We start from the raw sequence: 10,760 nt of genomic DNA, 5'->3' as shown, positions 1-10,760 counted from the left end.
GGCGTCAATAGCTTCCCCTCACTACAGAGCTAAGCTATCGTTGATGAACCATTGACATAGGGAGCATGGGATATGTTTCAGACTTTTAAAGCCACTGTAGACAATCAGGGCAACCTCAAACTGCCAGATTACCAGTAAACCCTACTCTGATCCGACAGCAGTTGTTATTGCTGCAAACGACTTCAACCATGGAACCCTTAATCGTGAGAGCTATGCGCGTCCGGGAAAGTTATTCACGGCACATCAAAGCAGAGAAGTTTAATGAAATTATTCGTCGACTACATCAAATTTTTTCAAGAAAAGAGCAATAACCCTTGAACTGATAGGTTGACTCGTTCCCTCGCTTTTAGGCCCCGTGGGTCCCAGCGTGGAAATGCATACCCACACCTGAAAACGGACTCTGTCGCATTGGCTCAGCATGGGAGCCAATGTTCTGCCAAACGTGGAAACGAGCCAAAGAACCTTGAAAATAGAACAGAGTTAAACGATGTCAATAATCAAGACCTGACCCTTTTTCCTCTTTTTCCTTGTAGCTGGGAGGATAATCAGACCAGGCGGTTTGTTGTTAAAGTCATTCATGGTCTAAGCTTGCACCTCTTCCATCGGTTAACAAGAGCTGAGTGTGTCGGTAACGCTGTTTACAGAACTGAAAAACATAGGCATTGATGAGGAGCTGGCGGCAAAAGTCAGTGCCTCCCTTGACCCGGACCACAATGCCAGCAAGAAAGACGTGCTCATCATGCAGGAGGCTATCTTGCAGCACCAGGTTCGCAGCGATCAAAAAATGGCCGACATCAAAGCCGAGTCAGACGCCCGCTACTACCAACAGAAAGCTGAGACAGATGCCCGCTACTACGAACTGAAAGTGGAAAACTCCAAGGCATACGCCGAACTGAAAACCGAAATCCACACCACCATCAACCGGCAATACCTTGTTACCTTTGGCAGTGCCCTGCTGACTATTACTTCCGTACTGGCAGTAAACTGGTACTTTAACGTTTAGGCGTCTCAAACCTGAAAACGGACTCTACAACTTTATGTTGCCTTTGCACTGTACCTCAAATGATCTACAATGAAGCTGCACGGAACAAATATGACATACAAAGGTACTTACAATGAGCAAAAGCGCAATGATCCGGGCCAGAATAGAGCCTGATGTAAAGGAACACGCAGAGGCGATATTCAGGAAACTTGGGCTGAACGCAACAGACGCAATCACTTTGTTTTATAAGCAGGTAGGCTTGTGTAACGGGTTGCCTTTTGATGTTCGTATACCTAATCAAGAAACCCTGAAAACTTTCGAAGATACAGATAAGGGTGTAGGTTTGACCCGATATGATTCTATGGAAGAAATGTTTGATGATCTGGACAAAGAATGATGCTGACTCCAGTAAGGTCGACGAAATTCAAAAAGGATTATAAGAAAGTCGAGCGCCAGGGTAAGGATTTAAAGAAACTTAAAAAGATTATGGTTCAGCTCGCAAAAAAAGAACCACTTGAGCCGAAGCATAAAGATCATTACCTGACAGGAAATCACAAAGGACGTAGAGAATGTCATGTAGAATCTGATTGGTTATTGATCTACAAAGTGGTTGGAAGTGAAATCTTTTTTGAAAGAACTGGATCACATTCTGATTTATTTGGGTAGCAACTGGCTATTCCGGTGCATTGACTCGTTCCCACGCTTTCAGGCCTCGTGGGTCCCAGAGGGTGTCGCAAAACTCCAACAGCTCGTTCCCAAGCTCTGAGATCGTCATTCCCGCGAAGGGTCGTCATTCCCGCGAAGGCGGGAATCCAGCGTCAACAGTGTGTCTCCACCTTCACGAGGATGACAAGGCCAGGGGAGTCCGGGCAGTATGGTTCTGATGGTGAGTCAGTGTGGATTCCCGCCTTCGCGGGAATGACGGGAATGACGGCAAGAAAACGACCCAAAGAGCCTCAAAAATAAAACAAAGTCAAACGATATCAACAATCAAGACCTGCTCCTTTTTTCCCAACTTTTCCGCACAAACACACTATCCCGAAAAAACGCCGCCGGATTCAAAAACAACTTCCGCCATTTCCGCCAGAAACCACCATTCTTTTTCCTCACACCAGCCTGAAAACGAAACAAACCAGGATATTCCTCAACCGGAAAGCCATTCAACGTTTGTTGCTCCCGTAACCAGCAAGGAAAATCAGAAAGTACCCTATCAGAGTCGTAAACACCGTTTTTTAAAACAGCCAATATCTCAGCGTCTGCCTGAAAGCCCGGCAAAGGTTCTGGCAATGTCACCGTGGCGTCCTTGAGGATCTCGGCAAAACGGGCTTCATTCTCCTTTCTTTTACGGTGGTATTGTCGAGTCAGTGGCCTTGGGTGCCACTGGTGCAGCAGAAATGAACCGTTAAACAAATGCGGCACCGCATAATAACTAAAGTAGCGGCGAAAGCCCCGGTAATCCCCCGGAAACTGTCTTTTCACATCCTCAGAATAATCGGCAGGCCGTTTGCCAACAGGGTAATACATGGCCAGTCGGTGGATCAGATCAAAGTCTTCATAGCCATGGCCAGCAAACGCCTCACGAAAGCCACCCATCGCCAGAAACCATTCACGATGGATCAGTAAACAGCTGGAGGCCAGGGCGATGCCATCCACTTTACAGACTTCACCACGAAACCAGGATTCAAACACCTCCTGGTATAAAGCCTGCTGCAAAACAGGCTTAAAAAATTCCGCCGTAAAATGGGCAGAATAGCGTTGCGAAAGATAAAGACAGGGGAACATGCGAAAAGCCTGCGGCCCTTCCAGTGTCAATTCCCGAACAAAGCCTGATAGCTGATCAATCATTCCCCGGCTGATCAATAAATCCGCATCAAACAGAAAAATATACTGACCAGTTGCATGGGCAACCGCTGCATTACGCACCTGCCCCGGAGCGAATACACCTGGCTGAAACTGATGGTAATAGAGCAGGTTGTCCTGCTGTCCATTAGTCAATTTTAAGCGCGTTGATTGTCGCCCCGTATCAAAAACCACGAGTTCAATATCTGGTTGATCTGCAAAACAGCCAATGGCCTGATCAAGACGCTCAACAGAAGCCCGATCGCCCGACCGCTTCCGAAAGGGGATAATAACGGAAAGAAGCGTATTCAAGGCCTATTAACCGTTCAACGCCTTCAATACCTGCTCAACCTTCTCCGCCAACACCTGACAGTGCTGGGTAATTTCCGCCTTATCTTCACCTTCTACCATCACCCGAACGACGGGTTCAGTACCGGAAGGGCGCAACAATACCCGACCGCAGCCAGCCAGTGCCTGTTCGCATTCGGTAACGGCACGAGTCACTGCAGGAATACGGGCAAGGTCTCGGCGCTCGGTCATAACAATATTGACCAAATGCTGTGGGTACTTGTTCATGCCCTGCTTCAGTTCCGCCAGAGTCTTTCCGGAATGTTGAACCGCTGCCAGCACCTGCAAAGCGGCCACAATACCATCACCCGTTGTGGTCACCTGTCGGCAGATCAGATGGCCGGAGGATTCTCCACCCAGATACCAGCCATTGGCCAGCAGCAACTCATTAACATAACGGTCACCCACCGCTGCACGGGTAAACGGAATATTGCGCTCGGCCAGGGCGTGCTCCATTCCCAGGTTGGACATCACAGTGCCCACCACACCGCCCTGCAACAGACCACGGTCTTGCAGTGAGCAGGCCATAATAAACAGCAGCTCATCACCGTCCAGCTCGTCGCCATTGCCATCCACCATAATCAGCCGGTCACCATCGCCATCAAAGGCAATGCCCAGATCTGCATGATGTTCCAGCACCTGCTGCTGCAAATGGTTAATACAGGTGGAACCCAAACCGTCATTAATATTGGTGCCGTTGGGCTCAATACCGGTGCTGATCACCTCAGCCCCCAACTCAGCAAATACCGCAGGCCCCACCTTGTAACAGGCGCCGTTGGAGGCATCCACCACAATCTTCAGACCATGCAGATTCAGCCTTGGTTGTACGGTACTTTTGCAAAACTCGATGTAGCGACCAGCCGCATCATTAATACGGCGAGCCTTACCTAACTCATTGCAGGGCACACAGCTGAACGGTTCTTCCAGCATTGCTTCAATCTGCCGCTCCACGGAATCGGGAAGCTTTAGCCCTTCACCGCAGAAGAACTTAATACCGTTGTCGTAATAGGGGTTATGGGAAGCACTGATCACAATACCGGCACTGGCGTTGTAGGTATGGGTCAGGTAAGCGACAGCTGGCGTAGGCATTGGGCCTAACAAATACACATCCATCCCCGCCGCCGAAAGCCCGGCTTCTAAAGCCGACTCGAACATATAGCCGGAGATTCGGGTATCTTTACCGATCAACACCCGGTTATTGCCCTCGCGCTTTAGTACACGCCCGGCAGCCCAGCCCAGTTTCTGGACAAAATCAGGGGTAATAGGAAATTGACCGACACGGCCACGGATGCCGTCGGTACCGAAGTATTTTCTGGTCATTGGAAATCACTAAAGGAATAAGAGGATAGGAACAGTATCTTTCAGGGCTCAATAGAAAAGGCAGGGCGGTTAATGCTAAAACCAGCCCAAAAGGTTTGTGTATGATAGTAAACCAGCTAGACTATATAAGGTCTTAATTAAGTCTCATGGAGGCAATTCAGGATGAAACTCTCACAACAAGTCAAGCCCATCAGCTACCTGAAAGCCAACGCAGCCGAGGTACTAAACCAGCTGCAAGAAAGCCGGGAGCCGCTGGTGATCACCCAGAACGGTGAAGCTAAAGCTGTTATTCAGGATATCCACAGTTATGAAGCATTGCAGGAAGATATCGCCCTGTTAAAACTGCTGGCCCTGGGAAAACGTCAGCTGGCCGACCATCACACCGTTACGGCAGACAGTGTAATGGCTGATATTGATCAACTCCTGATGGATGACGCTCCTGATAATAACCGGGACCATAACAATGGTGAAGAATCACAAAACAGCACAGGGGAGTAATCGTGACAAAAGTTATTCTCACTCAGGATGCCCGACGGGACATACTGGATATTGTCACCTACACCAGAGACCACTTTGGCAACCCCCGGGCAGTGAAATTAAGGCAGACTTTTAATACCGCCTTGCAAAGCCTCAGGGAGCAGCCCTATAAAGGTGCCATAGTTCCGGAACTGACCCGGTTCGGGAATACTGAATATCGGCAATTGGTAAGGAAGCCTTTTCGTATTATTTACCTGGTCAATGAGGGCGCAACAGGAAACAATCAGGACATCACGGTTGCTATATTGCTTTGTGCCGATGGGCGGAGAAATTTCAGTACGTTATTGCAAAAGCGGCTGTTCAGGAACTAAATGGTAGAGTACATCTGAACATACTGCTTACCATTCTGCTCCCAAGTACGATTATTCTCAGCCCATTCTCTGGCAGCGGTTGCCAGCCGCATGGCCAGTTGCTTTTCCAGCAGTTTTTCAAGACATTCTGCCAGTGAATCTGCATTATCCGGTCGACAGATAAGGCCGGTAACCCCGTGTTCCACCATTTCGGTTAACGGTGGCAGATCAGAAACCACCACCGGTTTTTCCATTGCCATCGCTTCCAGCACTTTCATAGGGGGGACATAACGACAGACTGCATCATTCCTTCGTGGATAGGCACAACAGTCAAAACTAGCATACCAGCGTTGTACATCACTGTGAGGGATGGCTCCGGCATAATAAATATAATCACAGCCGTTGATTGCTTTTCTGAGTTCAGATTCATAAGGCCCGGCTCCGGCGATTACCAATGAAATGGCAATCCCCTGTGCCCGTAGTCGTTTAACTGCAGCGGTAAGATCCAGTAGTCCCTCATAGGGCGTAATGGAACCAATAAAACCAACAATAAAACCACTCACCGGCCACTGCTCACGTAACTCCATATCAGAGGGTTGTGGTTGAAACCGGCGAGCATCCACCGCATTAGGAATCACATGGATCTTATCCGCATTGATACCCCAGCTGATGATCAGCGACTTCATTGCTTGTGACAGCGTAACCACTCGATCTGCTTCCCGCAGAGCCAGCTTTTCCATATTCTCCTCATAAAGAAAAGCATCGGTGTTGGCAAAATCCGGCTCTTTTGAAAGCCGGGTTAAATGCCAGAAACCACGAGCCTCATAAACAGAAGCGACACCAGCTAACCTTGCCGCTTCAATAGCGGCAAGGCCATTAAGGTAGTTGGAATGCCCGTGAATAACGGTGGCCTTTTGCTGGGTAGCAAGCTCGGCTAATTGTCTGGAATACTCTTTCACGTAACGAAAATCGGAACCTTGTTTATAAGGTGCAGCATGGGCAGGCAAGCGCTGAAAAACCACACCCCCAACCCGGTCAGCCTGCGTTACCGGTAACCCACGATGCTTTTGTAAATCCCAAGGATAACCTGGGCGGGTTGCACAATGAATGGCAACACCCCAGTTACGTAACTGCATCAGAATATTTTCAGAACGGTACCAGTAACCGGCAAAATCGTAGGGTGCCGAGTTATGCAGCGCCATTAAAACGTTTTGGTTAAAAACAGGTAATAGTAGTGATTCTGCCTCTGGCAGTTGCCATTGATGCCGACCACTGATCATATCATAAAAGCTACAAATTCTTTCAAGCCAGAGCGCTTCACTATGATTAGCAGGTACAAAACCTGTTAACAGTGAATGCGCTTTGTTTATATGACTATTTCTGAACAAGAAAAGGATTAAATGAAATCTGTGCTCCGGCCATAACCGAAGCAGTATCCATTCAGTACATGGTAACTCTTTCTTAGCCAGCCATCGCAAACCCAAACCTGAAGAACGCCAAAACCGTTTAAGCAGCTTTTTCATCGTCAACCTGAGAAAGCAACCTTTTATAAACCGCATCAACCCTCTTAGCCAAAACCTTCCAGTCACGTTCGGCAACAACCCACTCTCTGGCGGCTTGACCGTACTGCTCACGCAGTTTCGGCTGCTCAATCAGTAGTTGAAGTTTATCAGCCAGATCTTCGGCATCATCCATTTTATGGAGTAGACCTGTTCTTTCATCCTGTACAATTTCAGCCAGGGCTGCGACGTCAGAAGAAACAACAGCCTTACCCATTGCCATGGCTTCAAAGGGTTTCAGGGGGGAAACCATTTCACAAACAGGTAGGCCTTTACGGGGGAACGGGCAGATATCAATTAAAGAATAGTAATCCTCAACTTCATCATGTGGCACTCTTCCAGTATATATGATCAGATCCTGCAGTTGCTTTTTCTGTGCCATTAGCTCCAGTTCAGCTTTTACGGCACCATCACCTACCATCAAAACCTTAAAGCCAGTCAGTCCTTTATCCCTGAGCTGCTCTGTTGCATTTATTAATAAGTCCAGACCTTCGTAGTCAACCATTGAACCAACATAGCCAATAACAATCTGATCCTGGAGTTCTAATTTCTCCTCTAGCTTTTTGTCACGAGGTAAAATCTCAAATCTGCTGGTATCAACGCCATTAGGTACTACAGTAATTTTATCTTCGTTTATACCTCTACGTATCATTTCGTCTTTCAATGCCTGAGTAATGGTTATTACTTGATCAGCAAACATTGCTGATTCTGTTTCCAGGCGTTTAATCATTTCGTAGTGTTCTGTACCTTGCCATTCTGGCTGACGAGACATGCGGGTAACTTCCCACAATCCACGTACTTCATAGATAGATTTAATACCAAGTGCTTTGGCTGCATAGTTAGTCGCAACACCATTTACAAAATTAGAAGCACTGTGTAGAACACCGACTTCATGTTTTTTAGCATGTTCAATGATGTGTTGGGCATACTTCGTCAGGTACTCATCAAGTGGAATAAAGCCATGCCCTTCAGTTTCGGTTGGAAGTCTATAGTACGGGATACCGTCTACACGCTCAACTTGTGAAACTGGGTAATCACGGAATTTACGTAAATCCTGTGGGTAACCACGTCGGGTTATAGCGCTAAAGTCAATACCATGCTCACGTAATTCAAGCATTAGTCCATGCGCTCGTGTTGCATAACCAGCAGAATGAACGGGCAAAGAATTATAAAGGGTATATAAAGCTTTGTTTGCTATACCGACATGACTCTCCTGAATAGCGGGCATAGGAAATCCGTATTCAATCAGCCTTTGATAACCCTTTAGCAATTCCTGTTGATGCTTATGCGTATTAACTGTTGTATCAAGTCCACTCTCATTTAGTGCATTGTAAATTAAGCCCTGTTCGAAGTATTGCTTTGACAGATTAAGTGCAACTTTTTTATTGCCTTGGTCGACTAACTTTTTAGCTACATCAATACTTTTTGCTGTATATTCATCATCAGCTTTCAGGCATAAATAAGTAATCCATAAAACAGACTCTTCGACTAAATGATTATCTAAAGAATTTGGTAATGCCGCTTTTATAGTATGTTGAATAGATCCAGTAAGCTTGTATTTATTCAGTAGTGTGCTTTTGTGAGAAGTTGCATAGCTTATAACGAAGCGCTCAAGGAGAGTATTGCTCTGATCGAATTCAATACATCTGGCATATACCTTTGCTGCCATTTCCATGCTCTTGTTAGCATACAATCTAGCAGCAACGACTTTAAGATAAGCTATATCATCAATTTTATCAATTACTGGTGTTATAAACTGGCAAGCAATGTTGGTTTTTGTATTTTTGTATTCACTAAATAGAGCTTTGGCTAACTTTAACTTAGTACTGTCATTTCTTAATTGACTAAAAACGTCAAAAGCAGTTTTTTTATTTCCAGATTCTATCAAATTGCATATTTTTGGAAAAAGCTCAGTAAGGTTTGTGCTTTTTATAAGGGATTTTGACAGACTTTCTTTACGATTTTTAACAACAGCCGTGAAACGCTTATCTTCCGAAATGGCTATAGCTTTTTCACCATAACTCACGGCAAGTTCAGTATCACTATCTTTAAATATGTTGAAATAGGTTTTATATAAGTTACACTCCAATTCGGGGTTTAGTTCAACTGCTTTGATTAACCAAGCTTCAGTTTCTTGAGCAGTGTTATTTTTTGAAAACTGAACCAACCCAGAAACGTTATGGGAAGAAATCCAGCGTTGATGTGCTTGCGTCTGCTTTGCTTGAACGCGCTGTATTCTCACCTTTATTGATTCAGCAAGTTTCTCATCAAACTTTATCTTTAATGCCTTTTGACCATAGGGGATTGCACTTTCAGGTGACGATTCTTTTAATATAGAAAATAACGCAAGATTAATGTCATAATCATGTGCACGACCAATCTTAACTTGTGATCTAGCCCAATTTTCAACCTTATGAAGTGGTTGATTTTTCAAGCGTTGCGCAAGTTCTGACTTCAACAGCTGGTAACTATAAGGCTTGGTAATATGGCGAATAATAGTCTTAAACATATTAGTTAATCAATGATTTTTATATCTAGTTGTTACTGGAACTTCGTGATCATTTATCAACAGGGTTGTTGATTCATTTGTATTACGGTAGATTATATCTTCTGCATTACCTTCAGGTGTTTTCCATTTCACTCGAATGTATTTCCCTGCGCTATTTGACTTAAGCATAATAGGTTGCGGATTATTACCTTCTTTTTTACTGATAGAAAAAAGAGTGGCAAAAGTATGTTCTTCGCTGTTATCAACAGTAAAACCAATGGCATCATTGGGTTCAAGCTTGTATGGTTCGACACTAATCCAGCCTTGAAGCCTAGGCTCGAATTGAGCCTTTAAATGCTCGGATTTTTCATTATCTCCAAAGTTTGTTACCCATACTCTATTTTCAGGGCTTAAATCAGCATGTATCGAATCAATAGTTTGATTTAAATGAAGGTTCGGGTCGAAGTGAAACCATTGTGTAAACTTATGCTTCGTAGGACTTTTTAGATGATCAATTATAAGCAGCCATTTTCCAGGTTTAAATAGTACAATGCGCCTGTGGCGAGTATCAAAAAACCTTTTTCTGAAGAGAAATGAATCAACTAATTTCACATCACCAGCTTCACTCCATGCCTCAATTGCTGAGCCAAAGATATCATGGTTGTACCTACTATAGTCTTTTTCATCTATTTCAACACAGTTATGAGCTCTAGTGCTCTCGACATATAAACGCTCAACTGAGTTTTTTTCGTAACCAAACTTTCCTGCATCTACTAGTATTCTTTGGCCAAGTTCTGACCATTCAAATGTAAAATCATCTGCATGTTTATGTGTGCGCTTGTGAAATGAAGCGCTATATGCCAAATATGAACATTCTACCCAGGGTTTCTTGTCCCATTTATCTCGGAAATATGCATAACCTGATTCAGGAAGAACTAAGTTATGAACTTTAGGTTGTTTGCCTTCTTTACCATTTCTGTAGATGTAAAACAATTCAGGTACTTGCTTATTGATGATGCTTCTGAAGTCTCTTTCTGAAGTATCACCAAAGCGAACAGCTTTATTATTTGGATGCAATAGCATGAAATTTACTGAGTTCATTTTTTGAACACGTTCTATTGCAAGAGGATCTGTAACCCAACCAGCTTTTATAGCTGAGAAAAGAATGTCAGAAATATAAACGTGATAGTCTGGTGAATGTTCTAGATGAACTCCTTCAGAGTTAACGTCTTTCAAAACGGTCTGTGAAAAGTGATATTTAGCGAAAGCATCATATAAATCTCTGTTTTTTATTTCTGGTAATGTATTTGTAATAGCAAGCAGACCGCATAATTGATAAAGACCATGGTTTGAATGTAGTGCAAGTTTATCTAAGTTAGCTAAGTCAAGAATATGAA

Annotated in this window: 10 protein-coding genes; 5 read left to right on the top strand and 5 right to left on the bottom strand. The window is 44.6% G+C overall.

All coding sequences use genetic code 11. The annotated features are described in order from the left end of the window. Positions 1-622: 622 nt before the first annotated feature. From KDK18_RS00480 to KDK18_RS00470, 3 genes are all read left to right on the top strand, one after another. A complete protein-coding gene (locus KDK18_RS00480; protein ID WP_257252415.1) occupies positions 623-1,003 on the top strand; it encodes a hypothetical protein in 381 nt (126 codons plus the stop codon). A 112-nt stretch (positions 1,004-1,115) separates the two neighbouring features. Beyond that, complete coding sequence (locus KDK18_RS00475) at positions 1,116-1,379, top strand: type II toxin-antitoxin system RelB/DinJ family antitoxin (RefSeq protein WP_257252413.1); 264 nt, start codon at positions 1,116-1,118, stop codon at positions 1,377-1,379. Beyond that, complete coding sequence (locus tag KDK18_RS00470) at positions 1,376-1,648, top strand: type II toxin-antitoxin system YafQ family toxin (RefSeq protein WP_257252412.1); 273 nt, start codon at positions 1,376-1,378, stop codon at positions 1,646-1,648. Before KDK18_RS00475 ends, KDK18_RS00470 begins: the two co-directional genes overlap by 4 nt. 324 nt (positions 1,649-1,972) lie before the next feature. On the opposite strand, the gene KDK18_RS00465 is transcribed toward KDK18_RS00470, so the two are convergent. Both KDK18_RS00465 and glmM read right to left on the bottom strand, forming a co-directional pair. After that, positions 1,973-3,133, bottom strand: a complete 1,161-nt coding sequence (locus KDK18_RS00465) for a glycosyltransferase (protein WP_257252411.1) — start codon at positions 3,131-3,133, stop codon at positions 1,973-1,975. Between the two features lie 6 nt (positions 3,134-3,139). Beyond that, the gene (gene glmM, locus KDK18_RS00460) at positions 3,140-4,489 is read right to left on the bottom strand and encodes a phosphoglucosamine mutase (protein WP_257252409.1); all 1,350 of its coding nucleotides are present in this window, start codon (positions 4,487-4,489) and stop codon (positions 3,140-3,142) included. Positions 4,490-4,651: 162 nt separating this feature from the next. Between glmM and KDK18_RS00455 the strand changes: the two genes are divergently transcribed. Together KDK18_RS00455 and KDK18_RS00450 are read left to right on the top strand one after the other, a co-directional pair. Continuing rightward, the gene (locus KDK18_RS00455) at positions 4,652-4,987 is read left to right on the top strand and encodes a type II toxin-antitoxin system Phd/YefM family antitoxin (RefSeq protein ID WP_257252408.1); all 336 of its coding nucleotides are present in this window, start codon (positions 4,652-4,654) and stop codon (positions 4,985-4,987) included. Between the two features lie 2 nt (positions 4,988-4,989). Further along, entirely contained in the window at positions 4,990-5,337 is a 348-nt protein-coding gene (locus tag KDK18_RS00450; protein WP_257252407.1) for a type II toxin-antitoxin system RelE/ParE family toxin, read from the top strand. On the opposite strand, the gene KDK18_RS00445 is transcribed toward KDK18_RS00450, so the two are convergent. The 3 genes from KDK18_RS00445 to KDK18_RS00435 form a co-directional block, all read right to left on the bottom strand. Continuing rightward, the gene (locus KDK18_RS00445; protein ID WP_257252406.1) at positions 5,334-6,839 is read right to left on the bottom strand and encodes a glycosyltransferase family 4 protein; all 1,506 of its coding nucleotides are present in this window, start codon (positions 6,837-6,839) and stop codon (positions 5,334-5,336) included. The two genes, KDK18_RS00450 and KDK18_RS00445, sit on opposite strands and share 4 nt — an antisense overlap. Beyond that, positions 6,823-9,384, bottom strand: a complete 2,562-nt coding sequence (locus tag KDK18_RS00440; RefSeq protein ID WP_257252405.1) for a glycosyltransferase family 4 protein — start codon at positions 9,382-9,384, stop codon at positions 6,823-6,825. Before KDK18_RS00440 ends, KDK18_RS00445 begins: the two co-directional genes overlap by 17 nt. Before the next feature lie 9 nt (positions 9,385-9,393). Continuing rightward, positions 9,394-10,760: heparinase II/III family protein (locus KDK18_RS00435; RefSeq protein ID WP_257252404.1), on the bottom strand; the 1,367-nt coding region annotated here is incomplete at its 5' end.

The organism is Endozoicomonas sp. SESOKO3, assembly GCF_024606255.1.
The sequence above is the reverse complement of the archived record's forward strand: the minus strand, read 5'-3'. Positions and strand labels throughout refer to the sequence as shown.